Annotated in this window: 15 protein-coding genes and 1 tRNA gene; 5 read left to right on the forward strand and 11 right to left on the reverse strand. The window is 34.2% G+C overall.

The window, feature by feature from the left end:
- Nucleotides 1-49 precede the first annotated feature (49 nt).
- Together pckA and ACFSSB_RS00240 are read right to left on the reverse strand one after the other, a co-directional pair.
- Nucleotides 50-1,660 (reverse strand): phosphoenolpyruvate carboxykinase (ATP), encoded by a 1,611-nt coding sequence (gene pckA, locus ACFSSB_RS00235; protein ID WP_379899742.1) that lies wholly within the window; start codon nt 1,658-1,660, stop codon nt 50-52.
- A gap of 38 nt (nt 1,661-1,698) precedes the next feature.
- Nucleotides 1,699-3,537, reverse strand: coding sequence for an SLC13 family permease (locus tag ACFSSB_RS00240; protein WP_379899744.1), 1,839 nt, complete (start codon nt 3,535-3,537; stop codon nt 1,699-1,701).
- Between the two features lie 230 nt (nt 3,538-3,767).
- Here ACFSSB_RS00240 and bshB1 point away from each other — a divergent pair, with 230 nt between their 5' ends.
- The 3 genes from bshB1 (at nt 3,768) to ACFSSB_RS00255 (ending at nt 5,272) form a co-directional block, all read left to right on the forward strand.
- On the forward strand, nt 3,768-4,484 hold the full coding sequence (bshB1, locus tag ACFSSB_RS00245; protein ID WP_379899746.1) for a bacillithiol biosynthesis deacetylase BshB1: 717 nt from the start codon (nt 3,768-3,770) through the stop codon (nt 4,482-4,484).
- A 148-nt stretch (nt 4,485-4,632) separates the two neighbouring features.
- A tRNA-His gene (locus tag ACFSSB_RS00250) sits at nt 4,633-4,708 on the forward strand.
- A gap of 84 nt (nt 4,709-4,792) precedes the next feature.
- Complete coding sequence (locus ACFSSB_RS00255; RefSeq protein WP_379899748.1) at nt 4,793-5,272, forward strand: hypothetical protein; 480 nt, start codon at nt 4,793-4,795, stop codon at nt 5,270-5,272.
- Between the two features lie 153 nt (nt 5,273-5,425).
- Here the strand turns inward: ACFSSB_RS00255 and ACFSSB_RS00260 are convergent, their stop codons facing one another.
- The 9 genes from ACFSSB_RS00260 to msrB form a co-directional block, all read right to left on the reverse strand.
- Nucleotides 5,426-6,976: a M28 family peptidase gene (locus tag ACFSSB_RS00260; protein WP_379899750.1), complete on the reverse strand. Its 1,551-nt coding sequence runs from the start codon at nt 6,974-6,976 to the stop codon at nt 5,426-5,428.
- Nucleotides 6,977-7,104: 128 nt separating this feature from the next.
- A complete protein-coding gene (locus tag ACFSSB_RS00265; RefSeq protein ID WP_379899752.1) occupies nt 7,105-8,163 on the reverse strand; it encodes a M28 family metallopeptidase in 1,059 nt (352 codons plus the stop codon).
- Nucleotides 8,164-8,184: 21 nt separating this feature from the next.
- On the reverse strand, nt 8,185-8,514 hold the full coding sequence (locus ACFSSB_RS00270; protein ID WP_379899754.1) for an FUSC family protein: 330 nt from the start codon (nt 8,512-8,514) through the stop codon (nt 8,185-8,187).
- A gap of 7 nt (nt 8,515-8,521) precedes the next feature.
- Complete coding sequence (locus ACFSSB_RS00275; RefSeq protein ID WP_379899756.1) at nt 8,522-9,307, reverse strand: DUF3108 domain-containing protein; 786 nt, start codon at nt 9,305-9,307, stop codon at nt 8,522-8,524.
- Nucleotides 9,308-9,477: 170 nt separating this feature from the next.
- Nucleotides 9,478-9,957, reverse strand: a complete 480-nt coding sequence (locus ACFSSB_RS00280) for a peptide-methionine (S)-S-oxide reductase (RefSeq protein ID WP_379899758.1) — start codon at nt 9,955-9,957, stop codon at nt 9,478-9,480.
- Between the two features lie 17 nt (nt 9,958-9,974).
- The gene (locus ACFSSB_RS00285; RefSeq protein WP_379899760.1) at nt 9,975-10,916 is read right to left on the reverse strand and encodes an aldo/keto reductase; all 942 of its coding nucleotides are present in this window, start codon (nt 10,914-10,916) and stop codon (nt 9,975-9,977) included.
- A gap of 75 nt (nt 10,917-10,991) precedes the next feature.
- Nucleotides 10,992-12,554 (reverse strand): protein adenylyltransferase SelO, encoded by a 1,563-nt coding sequence (locus ACFSSB_RS00290; protein ID WP_379899762.1) that lies wholly within the window; start codon nt 12,552-12,554, stop codon nt 10,992-10,994.
- 40 nt (nt 12,555-12,594) lie between these two features.
- Nucleotides 12,595-13,131, reverse strand: a complete 537-nt coding sequence (msrA, locus tag ACFSSB_RS00295; RefSeq protein WP_379899764.1) for a peptide-methionine (S)-S-oxide reductase MsrA — start codon at nt 13,129-13,131, stop codon at nt 12,595-12,597.
- Nucleotides 13,124-13,582, reverse strand: coding sequence for a peptide-methionine (R)-S-oxide reductase MsrB (gene msrB / locus ACFSSB_RS00300; RefSeq protein WP_379899766.1), 459 nt, complete (start codon nt 13,580-13,582; stop codon nt 13,124-13,126). Before msrB ends, msrA begins: the two co-directional genes overlap by 8 nt.
- Nucleotides 13,583-13,809: 227 nt before the next feature.
- On the opposite strand from msrB, the gene ACFSSB_RS00305 reads away from it, so the two are divergent.
- Nucleotides 13,810-16,218 (forward strand): type I restriction-modification system subunit M, encoded by a 2,409-nt coding sequence (locus tag ACFSSB_RS00305; protein ID WP_379899768.1) that lies wholly within the window; start codon nt 13,810-13,812, stop codon nt 16,216-16,218.
- Entirely contained in the window at nt 16,218-17,540 is a 1,323-nt protein-coding gene (locus ACFSSB_RS00310; RefSeq protein ID WP_379899770.1) for a restriction endonuclease subunit S, read from the forward strand. Before ACFSSB_RS00305 ends, ACFSSB_RS00310 begins: the two co-directional genes overlap by 1 nt.
- Nucleotides 17,541-17,548 lie beyond the last annotated feature (8 nt).

Genomic DNA, 17,548 nt, shown 5'->3' on the forward strand with positions numbered 1-17,548 from the left:
CAATAATAAAAAAAGCCCATTTAAGGGCTTTTTTTAATCTTAAAAAGTATTAAACATGATCTGTTAATTTATGGTGTTCATCAATTAATGGTCCTCCTTCAATTATTTGTTCAGAGGCTTCACTAGCAAATTTTTCAAAGTTTAAATGAAATGAATGTGCTAATTGAATAGATTTACTAATGTAAGCTCCTTTGTTTTCCCAAGTGTTTATAGGATCTAATAATTCTTCAGGAACATTAGGGCAGGTTTTAGGCATAAATAAACCAAATATTGGGTGTTGCTCATAAGCTACGTCATTTAATGCTCCGTCTAAAATAGAGGTAATCATTGCTCTGGTATATTTTAGTTTAATTCTTGAGCCAATGCCATAAGGACCTCCACTCCAGCCAGTGTTTATCAGCCAAACATTAACGCCAGCATCTTGCATTTTCTTGCTAAGCATTTCGGCATATACTGTTGGGTGTAAAGGCATAAAAGGTTCTCCAAAGCAAGCAGAAAAAGAAGGTACAGGTTCTGTAATACCTGCTTCTGTTCCTGCAACTTTTGCAGTGTAACCAGAGATAAAATGGTAAGCTGCTTGTCCTGGAGTTAATTTAGAAACAGGAGGTAATACGCCAAAAGCATCTGCTGTTAAGAAAAATATATTTGTTGGGTTTTTAGCGTAAGATGGTTCTTTAATATTATTAATATGATAAATAGGGTAACTTACACGTGTGTTTTGCGTAATACTACTATCCATATAATCTACTTCTCCATTTTCTTTAAAAACCACATTTTCAAGAATAGCTCCTGGTTTTATAGCATTAAAAATGTCTGGTTCTTTTTCTTCAGAAAGATCTATAACTTTTGCATAGCAACCGCCTTCAAAATTAAAGATGTTGTTGTCTGCTGTCCAACCATGTTCATCATCACCAATAAGTTTACGTTTAGGGTCTGCAGATAATGTGGTTTTTCCGGTTCCTGATAAGCCAAAGAAAATAGCAGTATCTCCTTTTTCGCCAACATTAGCAGAGCAGTGCATTGGTAAAACTTCTTTTTCAACAGGTAGAATAAAGTTTAATGAGGAGAAAATCCCTTTTTTAATTTCTCCAGTATAGGCAGAGCCTCCTATTAAAGCTATTTTTTTAGAAAAGTTAAGTACAGAAAAATTTCCTTGTCTTAAACCTACAGCCTTAGGGTCTTTGGCCTCGTATCCAGGAGCGCAAAGTACTAACCAGTCTTCTTTAAAATTTTCTAATTCAGAAGCTTCACTACGTAAAAACATGTTAAATGTAAACATGTTTGACCAAGGGTATTCTGTTACAGTTCTTACATTGGTTTTATAATCTGGATCAGCACATACATAGGCATCTCTTACATAAATTTCTTTTCCACTCAGGTATTTAGTGATTTCTGCTTGAAGGACATCAAAATTTTCAGGAGTTATTGCTTTGTTTGTTTTTCCCCACCAAACAAGGTCTTTGGTGTATGCATCCTTAACAATAAAACGGTCTTGCGGCGAACGTCCTGTGTATTTTCCTGTATTTACAGCTAAAGTGCCATTAAGGGTTTCTTTTCCCATTCCTTTTTCAATTGTAATTGCTTGCAATTTTTCAGGAGAAAGATTCCAATGTGCATTTGCATCTTGTATTCCGTACTTTGTAAGATCTCTGGTTTTCATAAGTGCTTGTTTCTAATAAGATTAATAGTGTTAAAATTTTAAAAGGGCCAAAATAATGGCACTAATATTAAAGAGGTTATTAAAAAGAGTAGTAGCAATGGAGCTCCTACCTTTAGGTAGTCTATAAATTTGTAGCCTCCAGCAGTCATTACCATGGCATTTGTTGTAGTGCCAACTGGTGTTAAAAATGCTGTAGATGCACTAATAGCAACAACAATCATAAAAGGAGCAGCAGAAAGATGTAGCGTGTTAGCTGCAATTATTACTATTGGTGCCATAAGTACTGCAGTAGCTGAGTTATTAATTACCTGACTAAAGGATGTGGTTAATAAAAAGATACCAGCTAATAATACTATAGGATGTAAGTTGCCTAAAGTAGTAACCAGAGCGTTTGCTATTAGGCTTGCTGCTCCTGTTTTTTGTAGCGCAATTCCCATAGGTATCATTGCTGCAATCATGACAACGCTAATCCAACTAATGCCTTTATATGCTTTTTCCATAGGTACACATCCTGTAATTAAGATAATACCTGCAGAAATTAAGGCAGCTATAGCTCCTGGAACTATTTTAAAGACCAATAAAATAATCATTAATACTAAGGAAAGCAAAGCAATATAAGACTTACTAGTAATATTGGTTACTGTTTTAGCCATACCTTCTGGGCTTCCGCAAATAACAAGATGTTCATGGTGTTTTTTTAAATTGTCAATCGCGCTCCATTCGCCTCGAATTAAAAAAGCATCTCCTGCTTTAATAGTAATTTCTCTTTTGGTTAAAGGTTTTGAGTTACGTGCAGCTGCCATTAATTGTACATTATATCTATTAAAAAATGGAATAGATTTTATTTGTTTTCCTACTAGAGAAGATTGTGGTGTTACCAATATTTCGGTCATACCAACCTCTCTGTTTATTAAATTGTTTCGTAGTTCATTAGCCAAAGGCTCTAATGGTAAAAGCCCTAAACGTAACTTAATCATTAATACATTAATAGCTTGTGTTTCTCCTTTAACTGTAATAATATCGTGATATAAAAATTCGGTATCCTCTGTAGGGAGTTCAATAAAAGGCGTCTTTCCTTTTAAACGATTAGGATGTCTTCTTTTTATACGAAGTATAGAAACACCATGATTTTTTTCAAAATCCCAATCTCCTAATTTTGTGTTTAATAGTGGAGATACAGAGCGTACTCGTAACCTGTAATACTCGCCATCTACTTGATAGGCTTCAATCCAAGCATGTAAGGTTTTACTAATATCTACAGGCTTGTTATTTGTTTTGTTTTCGGGTAAAAGTTTATGTCCAATAAATTTAAAGTATAACAGTGTTAATAATAATAAAGGCAAACCTATAAGGCCAAACTCAAAAAACGAAAAACCTTCAAGTCCGCTTTCTAACATGGTATTATTAACTATAATATTTGGAGGTGTTCCTGTTAAGGTTAATAAACCACCAGTATTAGAGCCAAAGGCCACAGGCATTAATAATTTAGAAGGTAATGTGTTAATAGTCCATGCAGAGGCTATAGTTACAGGCATTAATGTGGCTACAGTACCAGTGTTACTTACAAATCCTGAAAGTATTCCAGAACCAAAGGTGGTTAATAATAAAAGCTTTGTTTTGCTCTTGCCAGCCATTTTTATAAACTTTTCGCCAGCCAATGCAGTCCAACCTGTTTGTGATAATCCTTCACCTATAATAAATAAGGCAGCAATCATAATAACAGTTGGATTGCTAAAACCACTTAGGGTTTCTGATAGGTTTAAAATGCCAAAAACGAATAAACTTAACATAGACATTAAAGCAATAATATCTGGTGTAAATTTTCCCCATATAAATAAAAGGATGGTTATAATAAGGATGGTTAGCATTATAGTCATAAAACTAAAAGGTTGATTGTGTTATTGTTATAGCATAAAGATAGTAGCCTTAGGATTGAAATTTTATGACTAATATCATACTTTTTACGTTTTGTATATTTAAAAATTTCATGTACTTGTTTTTAGTAATATCGTTATTTTTATGTCTCTAAATGATGGATAGTTAAAAAGAAAGGGATTATCTATTATCTTTTTAATATTTTTGGAGTTCAGAAAACGAATAAAAGTATATGAAACTAGATATATTAGCTTTTGGTGCACATCCAGATGATGTAGAATTAGGTTGTGGCGGAACAATTGCAAAAGAGATTAAAAACGGAAAAACAGTTGGAATTATAGATTTAACACGAGGAGAATTAGGAACTCGTGGTACTGCAGCTACTAGAAAACAAGAAGCCACTAATGCAGCTAAAATTTTAGGCGTGAGCGTACGTGAAAACCTTGGTTTTGCGGATGGTTTTTTTATAAACAACAAGCAACACCAACTGGAGATTATTAAAATGATACGTAAGTACCAACCAGAAATTGTGCTTTGTAATGCTATTGATGACAGACATATAGATCATGGTAAAGGGAGTAAATTGGTTAGTGATGCTTGTTTTTTAAGCGGATTGATTAAAATTGAAACCGAAGTAGAAGGGAAGCTACAAAAACAATGGAGACCAAAACAGGTGTACCATTATATACAATGGAAAAATATAGAACCTGATTTTGTAGTAGACATTTCAGGATATATAGATACTAAAATGGAATCTGTTTTAGCTTATAGCACACAGTTTTTTGACGCCAAAAGTAAGGAGCCTGAAACACCTATTTCTAGTAAAAACTTTACCGATAGTGTAGATTATAGAGCTAGAGACCTAGGAAGGTTAATAGGAGTAAAACACGCAGAAGGTTATACAACAGAGCGTTACGCGGCAGTTTCTAGTTTATTTGATTTAAAGTGAAAAATTTTGCAAAAAAATCTTTGCAGTAACTACTAAAAGATTTACATTTGCACTCGCATTCACAAAGAATGTATTACAGAGCTTTTAAAGTTTATATTTAGAAACTCTTTTTTAAGAAACTTTTTAAGTGGATTAAAATTAGTAATATGGTGGTTGTAGCTCAGCTGGTTAGAGCATCGGTTTGTGGTACCGAGGGTCGCGGGTTCGAATCCCGTCTCCCACCCAAAAGCAAAAGCTCCTCTTTTTTAAGAGGAGCTTTTTTTGTTTCAATAGATTCCTTTAGTATTAACTTTTAAAATGTATAAGTAATGAATAAAATAACAGTATGCCTGCTTTTAACCCTTTTTATGGTTTCCTTTTGTAATGCACAAGAATTAACGTTTAAAAAACATTCATTTACTGGATATACGTTTTATGAAGATGGAAATAAAATACCACTTAATGCCTTGATTGAAAAAGTAGCACCTAATCCTGAAGTTTTACATTTGGTAAAAATGTCTAAAACAAAAGGCGTTTTTGCTACAGTTATTAGTTTTTCTGGTGGTGCTTTAATAGGATGGCCAATAGGAGAGGCTATTAGTGGAGGAGATCCTAATTGGGTGCTTGCAGGAATAGGAGCTGGTTTGGCTATTGTTGCAATTCCTATTGGAAGCAGTGCTAAAAAGAATGCAGAAAAAGCGGTAGACTTGTATAATGCAACTTTAAATGCCACCTCTTTTTATGAATTTAAACCGGAATATAAAATGATTGCCAATGGTAGCGGAATTGGTTTGGCAATGCGTTTTTAGATATAAAATACCTAATAATAGGAAATAAAAAAAGAGTTATAAAATAGCATTTTATAACTCTTTTTTTATGCGTTAGCGATAGTAACGGCATCCTTTTTACTTTTTTGTAAAAAGATATAGTGGATAGCGCGACCCTTGGGTAACGCCCAAATACTAATTTGCTTTATCTACTATTATTCTATTTTCACGATTGGCAAGTTCCCAAGCAGTGTAAAAAATTAAACGGGTTCTGTTTTCTAATAAATCATATTGTATTTTGTCTGGTGTGTCACTTGGCTTGTGGTAATCTGCATGTGTACCATTAAAATAAAAGATTACAGGAATGTTGTTTTTTGCAAAGTTGTAGTGGTCACTTCTGTAATAAAAACGATTTGGGTCGTTGTCTGCGTTAAAAGTATAGTCTAAATCTATATTACAGTATTTGTTGTTCATTTCTTCTGAAATGTTGTGTAATTCGGTACTTAATTTATCGCTACCAATTAAATATAGGTAGTTTCTGTTGGTTTTTTCACGTTTAGGATCTGTACGTCCAATCATATCTATATTAAGATCTGCAACGGTATTTGCTAACGGAAAAATAGGGTCTACGTCTGTATAGTATCTAGAACCTAATAGGCCTTTTTCTTCTCCTGTAACGTGTAAAAATACGATAGAGCGTTTTGGTCCTTGACCGTTTTTTACTGCTTCTTGAAAAGCTTCTGCTATTTCTAACATGGCTACAGTACCAGAACCATCATCATCTGCACCATTATATATTTCGCCATTTTTAATTCCTTCGTGATCTAAATGCGCAGATACTACAATGTACTCTTCTGGTTTTTCACTTCCTTTAATTATAGCGACTACGTTTTCTGATGCAAATTCGGTAACATCGTTTTTATAATCTATAGCAATTGAGCTTGCTAGTGTTTGTGTGTTGTCTTGGTTTTCAATACCACTATGTAGTGCTTTTGCAAGTGTAGTGTTGATTATAAAATAATAGAAATCATCTGCTTTTTCTTGTAAATTCATTCTTCCGCTAGAACTACCATAACGGCGTACTACAGAGTTGAAATTTTCAGGATTATAAAACAAAACGGCTTTGGCTCCTTTATCTTTTGCTAGATCTCTTTTGGCAACATATTCTTGTCTAAAATGCGACCATTTTGAAGCTGTTTCTGTTCCAGTCAAGGTGTATGTGCCATCTGCATTTTTAGGTTCGCCTGCTTTTATTAAAACTATTTTTCCGGTTACGTCTAAGTCTTTGTAATTAGAATAGTTTTCATCTTCTATACCATAACTAGCATATACAATATCTGAGGCTTTAAAAGTGCCATCAGGACTAGTAGTTACAGATACAAAATCTTCTAATGCAGTAAATGGTGTACCATTAACATGAAGCTGAATGCTAGGTATTTTTAAGGTTTGTAAAGGTACTTCTTGAAAGTAATCATTATTTGGTAATGCTGAAGGAACTCCTAAGCTTACATAGTGGTTTTTTAAATATTCTACCGCTTTCTTTTGTCCTGGTGCTCCAGTGTTTCTTCCTTCAAACTCATCAGAAGCATAGGTGTAAAGCGCTTCTTTTAGTTCTGCTGAAGTAATGCTGTTGGCATAGGTAGTAACTGTTGCGCTTTTAGTGTCTTTTGTTGCTGTTTGGTTTTGTGATGTACCACAAGAAAAAAGCATTGTAGATACACTAAAAAGTAAAAACAATTTTTTCATAAGATTTCGTTTTTATTAAAATAAGTTGGTTTTGTTTGTTTGCTAAAATATGTAATCTACTATATTACAAAAAAGCGGAATAATAGATATTATAAAGAAAGGCTTTATATAAATTTTAACAACTAAAATTAGTCTTTGTCATTTAGTATAAGCCTGTTTTCTTGATTGGCAAGTTGCCAAGCAGTACCAAAAATAAGCTTGGTTCTTTTCTCTAAAAGCGCATAATTTATTTTCTCAGGAGTGTCTGTAGGTTTGTGGTAGTCTTTATGCGTTCCGTTAAAATAAAAGATTACTGGAATATTATGTTTCGCAAAGTTATAGTGGTCGCTTCGGTAGTAATACCTATTGCTGTCCTCTTCTTCGTTATACTTATAGTCTAGAAGTAAATTAGTGCTGTTTTGGTTTACTTTTTCGTTAATGTAATGCAATTCTTTACTTAATCGGTCTGCACCAATAATATAGAGGTAGTTAGGGTTTTTTGTATGATAATTATCTACACGGCCTATCATATCTATATTAAGATTTGCAATGGTGTTTTCTAGTTTAAATACCGGATTTTTTGTGTAATACAAAGAGCCTTGAAGTCCTATTTCTTCTGCGGTAAGGTGTAAGAATAAAATGCTTCTTTTAGGAGAAACTCCTTGGTCTTGGGCTGCTTTAAATGCTTTAGCTATTTCTAATATAGCCACAGTACCAGAACCGTTATCATCTGCACCAAAATAAATATCTTTGTCTTTAACACCTAAGTGATCTAAATGCCCAGAAATAATAAGTACTTCTTCTGGTTTTTCACTTCCTTTAATATACGCTAACACGTTTTCTGAAGCTTGTATGCCTTCTGGTAAAAAAGTTTCAGGAATGCTTTGAAAATAGCTGCTGTCTGCCATAGGCGATGCGGTACCATTAGACTTGTAAAAATCGGCTAAAAAATGAACTGCTTTTTTTTGACCTTCTTCTCCTGTTGCTCGACCTGCGTAATCTGGAGAAGCAAACTGATAAAGGTTTTCTTTTAAAGAACCAGCAGTAATACTTGCGCTATATTTTTTTACCAAACTAGTGTCTACAAGATGTATTTGTTCTTGTTGTTTGCTAGTTGTGTTTTTGTTTTTTTTACAAGCGCCTAATAAAATAAAGGCAAATAGTAGCAAATAGATTTTCATTAAAGCACCATTTTTTAAGCGTTTCATATATTAAAAAAAAGTCTTTTTTTATTCTGATAAATCTAAGCCTTCTAACTCTTCAATAGCATTATCTTCTGCTTCTTGTACACGTAATTCTAGTGCTTTAGTATCTCCAACTTCGGTTTTATTAAAAATAGATTTATAGGTGGTTAAGCCTAAAGAAATAATAGATAATAAAAAGATTAACTGTACTGCTTTTTTAGATTCGTTTTCTTTTTTAGATAAGTAAAAAGCAATAAAACCAAATACTAAGGCTGCAATAGCAGGAATAATGGCTACGTTAAAAAGTGGTAAAGCAGATAAAATTACTGCAATTACAGCAGCTATAATACCAAGGGTTATAAATAGTTTTCTCATAATTATATTAGTTTTTTAAGCCTGTAGCAGATTTTATTTTAAGTTCTCCGTTACCAACAGCAACTCTAAATTTTGCATAAACAGGTATTTTGTTTGCATCTGCGGTTAACCAAAGAATGTTGTCATTGTTTCCTTTTAAAATATCACTACCATTAATACTAATAGCTAGTTTGTAGCATTCTTTGCTACCAATATTTGTGCTTATGGTTTCTTTTCCTAAAAGGGTAAAAGAGACTTTTCTTTCTTTATTATCAAATAATACCGTAAAAGAATCAGAAGCTCCTACTGGTGCTTTATGTATGTCTAAATTTCTAATATGGTAAATGGTAGTCACTAAATCTTTTGTTCCGTAATTAATATTGACGACATCATTTCTATCCCAAAAACCAGATTCAAAATTTTTACTTTTTTGTCTTCTTAAACTTTTTACAGTATTGGTTTTATGGTTAAACGTGTATTTTACAAATTTATAATGTCCTCCTTCATCAATATCTCTTTGGTATAAATAAGGAGTTAGCGTTTTAGGGTTTACATAGCTTTCATAAATATCGCGTATTTTAAAAAAATTATCCCATTTGCTGTAAGTGGTGGCAGTACATTTAAGACGTAGTAAGGTAGACTTAGAGGTTTTTACCTCACTAGTTTCCATGCGTACCTCTGCAAGGTCTGTTAGTAAACCAGACATGTTGTAAGATGCAGTGAAACTTAGTTTTTCACCAGCTTGAAAAGCGTTGTTTTGCGCAAGTGATGTTGCACTTATGGTAAGCAAAAGGAGTGCGAATATTCTTTTCATAAATTATAAATTTTTTCAAATATACAAGATTGTATCATTAATTATGCCGAAGCTAATACCTTAACAGCTTTTTGGTTGTTTTATTTTAAAAGAAAGGATATAATTTCCTATTGAATTTCTTTTTTCTGCATTATGAAATACAAGAATAAGATATAGGCCAAGACTGTTTATTACTTTATATGCTTGGCATATTGTTTAGAAAGTAATTCTAGTTTAGGATGAATATACTGTTTACAGAATGGTTTTTCTGGATTTTTTAAATAGTAATTTTGAATGGCTTCACGCGAAGCTTGAAACGCTTTAAAAGGCAATACCTGCGTAATAAGCTTGTTGTTGAAGTCTAGTTGAAAACTTGTAATTAAAGCAAGTGCTTCTTCTTTTTGAGCTTTAGAAAACGTGTAAATTGCCGAACGGTATTTTTCACGCATAGAATGATTGCTAGTACTTTTATGAGTTAGCAAATGTATTTCGGTGAGTATTTTTAAGGAGATTTCTTCCGGATTAAAATGCAGAAGAACCGCTTCAGAAAAACTCGTGTTTTCACCTGTAGAAGCCACAAAACCTTGTGCTACTTTTTCTACACCTTTTAACGATTGAAACACAGCTTCGGTACACCAATGACATCCTCCTCCAAATGCTATTTTAATCATAAATAGTTAATAAGTGTTTAGTTCCAAGTCAATTCTTTTCTTTCTTGCCAATAATAGTTTGGGTCTGTTTTAAAGCTTTTAAGTAGATTTATTTCTTCTTCAGATAAGGTGATTTTTGTCGCTTGAAGGTTTTGTTTTAATTGTGCTACTGTAGATGCACCACTTAAAACCAAACTGTTTTTAATGTTTTGCTGACAAAATTTTAAGGCTATTGCGTCTACGCCAACCTGGTATTTTGCAGCTAAAGTTTCTAAAGGATCGTATAGTGCAGTGTAGTGAGAATAGTTGCTGTTTCTAAAAATTCTACCATTGGCTACAGCTTCTTTAATAATAATTTTCTTGTTTTGTTTTTCTAGTGTATTCGCTATGCTTTCTAAGCTTTGATCTAAAATATTATAGGTAATCTGAAAACCATCAAACAGAGGTTCTCCTTCTACCGAAACATCTATCGCTTTTTTAAGTACTTCTAATTGGTTGCTTCCTGTGGTGGTAATTCCTATATGTAATCCGTGTTCCTTTTTTAAAAACGCCAATTGCTGTAAAACCTCGGCATTATTTAAAACACCTGTTTCTAATGTAGCGGAATGTATTTGATATATTTTTAAATGCGGAAGAAATGCCTTAGATACTTGCCATTGTTCTTTTAGCTTTGCAATACTGTGTTCTTTTACTTCATGCACTTTTGCCTTGGCATCAAAATTAGCTACGTAAGTATAACCCCATTTTGTGGCTATTTGTAGGCTTGGATCTTGTTTGGTTTGTAACCATTCTAGTAATAAATCTTCTGCTAATCCGTAACCAGGAGCAGTATCAAAATACCGAACACCTAATTGGTAGGCTTCTTCTAATACCTTAAAACTTTCTTGTTTAAAAGATGCTAAATCAGAGTGTGAATTTTTATCCTTTCGTATGTTGATGTATTGTGGTCTTCCTAATGCTGCAGTACCAAGTCCTAACATTGTATGTGTTTTTAGTGTTATAAATGCCTTTAGTATAAACTGTAGGCTATTGGTGTGTTTGTTGTATTAAAAGTATTATGAACTACAGGATAACATAGAGCAACCCGCTTTATGTCTTGCCCATTCCGGACGTTTAGCAAACCATTTTTGATTTTCTGGTTGCTCGTCATACGGTTTTTTTAGTAGTTGAAATAATGTGTCTATTAATTTGTAATCTCCTTTGTTGGCATCGTCTATTGCTAATTGTGCCATATAATTACGAAGTACGTATTTAGGGTTTACCAGATTCATTTTTTGCTTTCGCTCTTCGGCTGAAATACCTTCTTGTTGTAAACGAGCAGCATAGTCTGTAAACCAAGAGTTCCACTTTTCTTTTATGTCTTCGGAAACTTCCGTAGGAACATAAAAAGCATCTTCTATAATTTGTAATCCTTCCGAAGGGGTTTCCGTAGAAAAATTACTTAAATTTCTAAAAAAGATGGTCATATCGGTTTCTGTTAGCTGTAAAATTTCTTCTAGAGAAAAAATGAGAGCTACATCTTTTTCATCTTCTAAAAGCAAACCTAGTTTGCTTCGCATCATGGCTATATATTGGTCTGCAGCCTTTTCGTTATACGTGTTTAGTATGTTTTCTAATCCTTTTGCTTCTTCTATTAAAGGGTATAATGCATTGGCAAGTTGCAATAAATTCCATAAACCAATTTCTAATTGCGCACCAAAACGATAGCGTTTAAACTGTTTATCTGTGGTATTTGGCGTCCAGTTAGCATCATAGCCTTCTAACCAGCCATAAGGACCATAATCTATGGTGAGCCCAAGAATAGACATGTTGTCTGTGTTCATTACGCCATGTACAAAACCAACTCGTTGCCAATGAATAAGCATCTCTAAGGTGTTGTTTAAAACGGCTTCAAAAAACTGTAAATACGTTTCTTTAGAGGGTTTTCCTAAATGCGAAAAATGATGTTTTATAGTATAGTTTACTAGTGTTTTTAAGGTTTTTGTGTCCTGTCTTGCTGCAAATATTTGATAGTTACCAAAGCGTAAAAAACTAGGAGCAACACGAGAAACAATAGCGCCTTTTTCATACGCAGCATTGCCATCATACATCATATCGCGTAATACTTGATCTCCAGATAATGCTAAAGATAATGCTCTGGTGGTAGGTACGCCTAAATGATACATGGCTTCGCTACATAAATACTCACGAACAGAAGAGCGTAGCACAGCCAAACCATCTGCAGTACGAGAATATGGCGTTTCGCCAGCACCTTTTAATTGTATGGTCCAGTGTTTGTTTTGGTGTGCTACTTCGGCTAAATTAATAGCACGACCATCGCCCAATTGTCCTGCCCAATTACCAAATTGATGTCCTCCATAGCACATAGCGTATGGTTTGGTATTTGGTAAAATGGCATTACCAGTAAATACCTGTAAAAACGTATCACTTTTAGCATCTTCTTTAGTGAGGCCAATAGCATCTAGCATTTCTGGCGATACATGCAATAATTCTGGTTTTGCGGTTTGTTTTGGTGTAGCGTAAGAAAAACAAGCTTTTTCTACCTGTCTTCTTGTATTTACAAGAATAGGATCTGCTGGTAATTCTACACGAAATCGGTCTTTTATATCAAGTTTCATTTTTTTTCTTAGATTAAGCCTACTAGTAAAACAATCATGCTTATTTTAATTTATTAGCATGTAGTTTTCTTAATGTAGCTAATTTAGGATCAATTACAAAACTACAATAACCTTGTTCTGGATTGTTTTTGTAAAAGTCTTGATGTGTGGCATCTGCTTCGTAAAAAATAGGTAGCGCGCTTATTTGGGTAACAATAGGATTGTTGTAATAAACAGCAATTTCTTTAACAACGGTTTCTGCAATTTCCTTTTGTGATTGGTTGTGGTAAAAAATGACCGAACGATATTGCGTGCCTCTATCTGCGCCTTGACGATTTAAAGTAGTAGGATCATGTGTGGTCATAAAAATAGCCAGAATGTCTTGGTAAGAAATCACATTGGCATCAAAGGTAATTTGTACCACTTCGGCATGGCCTGTTAAGCCAGAGCATATTTCTCTATAGGTTGGGTGCCCAGGAACCGTTCCGCCAGCATAGCCAGAAATTACTTTTTCTACGCCTTTTACTTCTTGAAATACAGCTTCGGTACACCAAAAGCAGCCACCACCAACAGTTGCTAATTGTAAATCTTTATTCATTACTAGTCTCGGTATTCAATTGCATCGATGCAGAGTTTATACAATAACGCAAGCCACTAGGTTCTGGACCATCAGGAAAAATATGTCCTAAATGCGCATCACAGGTATTACACATAACTTCTACGCGAACCATACCAAAAGAAGTGTCTTTTTTATACTGTATGGCATTTTCGTGTATAGGTTGTGTAAAGCTTGGCCAACCAGATCCAGAACTAAATTTTATACTAGAGTCAAACAATGGCGTATTACAGCAAACACAATTGTATTGTCCTTCGTCATAAATACTACAAAGCGCGCCACTATGTGGAGCTTCGGTTCCTTTTTGTCTGGTGACTCTAAATTGTTCAGGCGTAAGTAGTGCTTGCCACTCTTTTTCTGTTTTTTCTACGCGTTTATCTGGAGTAGGGTTTCCGTTAACCGTATAATCTATAATATGTTTCCAAGTAAGCATAAATAATACCTTTCTTTTTAATGTTTAAATGCTTTTAAAGATACATATTTAGACGTGTTTTAAACAAAAACTTACGGTATTTTAATATCCTTTTTTAAGGAGGGAGTCTTTAATTTTTTTTGTAGGAATATATGTGTAATTTTTAAAAAGGTTATATATTTAGCTTCTCCCTAATAATTACTAGCATAGCATTTTTTATAACAAATAAAACAGACATGTATTTATAGATGAATAAATCCGCACACAATAAATTAGTTTCCTTCATTTGGTCTATTGCAGACGACTGCCTTAGAGATGTTTACGTACGTGGTAAATACCGAGACGTTATTTTACCAATGATTGTTTTACGTCGTTTAGACGCCCTTTTAGAACCAACAAAAGACGCCGTTTTAGAAGAATTAGCCTTTCAACGTGACGAAGCTGGTTTTACCGAATGGGACGAAACAGGATTACGTGAAGCTTCGGGTTACGTTTTTTACAACGTAAGTACCTGGACGCTTCAAAAACTAAAAGATACCGCTACCAATAGCCAACAAATATTACAAGCCAATTTTGAAGATTACCTAAACGGTTTTAGTCCGAATGTAAAGGAAATCATCGAAAAATTCAAACTACGCAGTCAAGTGCGTCATATGGCAAACAAAGATGTATTGTTAGATGTTTTGGAGAAATTCACATCGTCTTACATCAACTTAACCCCTTTTGAAAAAGAAGATCCAGAAGGCAGAAAATTACCTGCGCTTTCTAATTTAGGAATGGGTTATGTATTTGAAGAACTTATTAGAAAATTTAACGAAGAAAACAACGAAGAAGCAGGAGAACACTTTACACCACGTGAAGTGATTGATTTAATGACGCACATTATTTTCGATCCTATAAAAGACAACTTACCACCAGTAATGACTATTTACGATCCTGCTTGTGGTTCTGGTGGAATGCTTACCGAGTCTCAAAACTTCATTAAAGATGAAGAAGGTGAAATTCGCGCAACAGGAGATGTCTATTTGTATGGAAAGGAAATCAACGACGAAACCTACGCTATTTGTAAGAGTGATATGATGATTAAAGGAAATAACCCTGAAAACATCAGAGTGGGTTCTACCTTATCTACAGATGAGTTTGCTGGCAAGTCTTTCGATTTTATGCTTTCCAATCCACCATACGGAAAATCTTGGTCTAGTGAGCAAAAATATATTAAGGATGGTAAAGATGTTATAGATCCACGTTTTAAAATCAGCTTAAAAAACTATTGGGATGTGGCAGAAGAGGTAGATGCTATTCCGCGTTCAAGCGATGGGCAATTGCTGTTTTTAATGGAAATGGTCGATAAAATGAAAGCCTTATCGCAAAGCCCAACAGGTACACGTATTGCTTCGGTACATAATGGTAGTAGCCTTTTTACAGGAGATGCAGGAGGTGGCGAAAGCAATATACGTAGGCACATTATAGAAAACGATTGGTTAGAAGCCATTGTGCAATTACCAAACAACCTGTTTTACAATACAGGCATTACCACCTATATCTGGATTTTAAGCAACAACAAAGCTGCTAATCGTAAAGGTAAAGTGCAATTGATAGATGCTGGACAACTGTACCGCAAACTGCGTAAAAACTTAGGAAACAAAAACTGCGAGTTTACACCAGAACACATTACAGAAATTGTAAACACCTACACCAACATGAGCGTTGCAGAACGCGAAGGCGAGCAAGGCATTGCTGCACAGGTGTTTGATAATGCAGATTTTGGCTATTACAAAGCAACCATAGAACGACCAAAACGCCTAAAAGCACAATTTACCAACGAGCGTATAGAAGCCTTGCGTTACGACAGAGTGTTACAAGAACCTATGCAATATGCATTTGAAACTTTTGGAGAAAGTATTTATACCAACATTAAACAGCACGAAGCCGAATTATTAGCATGGTGCGAAAAAAACGAGCTCAATCTATCGTCTGCCAATAAAACCAAATTATGTAAACCAGCGACTTGGACTAAGCACTTGCGTTTAGTAACCAACGCCAAAGCCTTACAAAATGTATTTGGAGATAAACTGTACACCAATTTTAACAATTTTAAAGCCGAAGTAGATGCCGAAGTCAAAGCCCAAAAGCTAGACCTTTCTGCAAGCGATAAAAAAGCCATTTTAAATGCCGTAAGTTGGTATGATGCCGAAGCTGATAAAGTCATTAAAAAAGTAGAAAAACTCTCTAGTGATAAATTGGCAAAACTACTAGCACATTTAGACTGCGAAGAAAAAGACTTAGCAGACTTTGGATATTATGGTTGCCATTCAGAACAAGATTGTCATTCAGAGCAAAGCGAAGAATCTCTAAAAACTCTAAAGTCTCTCAAAAAAGACGAATATATCATTTACGAAACCGAAAGCGACCTACGAGACACCGAAAATGTACCACTAAAAGATAACATACACAGTTACTTTAAACGCGAAGTACAACCACACGTACCCGAAGCGTGGATAAACCTAGACGCTACCAAAATTGGTTACGAAATTAGCTTTAACAAATACTTTTACAAGCATACACCGCTACGTAACATAGAGGCTGTGACTAAAGATATTCTAGAACTAGAACAACAAAGCGAAGGGTTAATTGCAGACATTTTAAACTTGGTGTAATGGTAGAAGTGGAAAATAAAATACAACGTTACGACAGTTATAAAGATTCTGGCGTAGAATGGTTAGGGGAGATTCCTGAGCATTGGGAATTAAGAAGAATAAAATACCTTTTTAATGAAATAAATGAGAGGAGTGATGATGGAGATGAAGATTTACTTTCTGTTTCCCAATACACTGGAGTAACTAATAAAAGTGACAAAGTTGAAGCTGGTGGAATGTTAACAAATGCATTGACTTTAGAAGGGTATAAAAAAGTAAAAAAAGGAGATTTAGTAAGTAATATTATGCTTGCTTGGAATGGAAGTTTAGGGTTTTCGCCTTTTGATGGAATTACAAGTCCTGCATATTCTATTTATAGAATTTATGGAGAAAACCATAATAGATATTTTCATTATTTATTAAGAACAGAACTTTATAAAGCAGAATTTAAACGAAACTCTTCTGGAGTTATTGAAAGTAGGTTAAGATTATATACGGATGATTTTTTTAATATACTATCTATACTTCCACCACTTCTAGAACAAACCAAAATAGCCCAATTTTTAGACGATAAAACCACCAAAATAGACGAAGCCATTGCTATTAAAGAGCAACAAATAAACTTACTAAAAGAACGCAAACAAATTTTAATACACAAAGCAGTCACACGTGGTTTAGATGATAGTATACCATTGAAAGATTCTGGTGTGGAGTGGATTGGTGAGATTCCTGAGCATTGGGAGGTGAGTAAAAACGGATATATTTCTAGAATCATAAGAGGTGCTTCACCAAGACCTGCTGGACATCCAATGTATTTTGACGGGAAAGATGTTCCTTGGTTAGCTGTTGGAGATATTACTAAAGATGATAATATATATTTAAATGAAGCTGTAAATTTTTTAACTAATGCTGGTAAAAAGCAAAGCAGATATATTTTAAAAGGAACTTTCGTTTTATCCAATAGCGGAGCAACTTTAGGTGTTCCTAAAATATTGAAAATTTCTGGCTGTATCAATGATGGTGTATTAGCATTTTTGGATTTAAGGGAAGATTTGATTGATAAAATCTTTCTCTACTATTATTTTGCCTCACAGACCAAAAGGTTAAGGGAAGAGATGAATCAAGGTGCAACACAACCAAATTTAAATACAGATTTAGTAAAACAATTACCTATTGCTCTGCCTCCACTTTCAGAACAAAAAGAAATTTCGGCCTATATAGAAACTGCTTCAAAAAAAATAGAAACTGCTATTGGCTTAAAACAGCAAGAAATAGCCAAGTTAAAAGAGTATAAGAGTAGTTTAATAAATGGGGTTGTAACTGGTAAGGTTAGGGTTTGTTAAAAATAGAA

The organism is Lacinutrix gracilariae (assembly GCF_042684485.1).
Taxonomy (GTDB): domain Bacteria; phylum Bacteroidota; class Bacteroidia; order Flavobacteriales; family Flavobacteriaceae; genus Oceanihabitans; species Oceanihabitans gracilariae.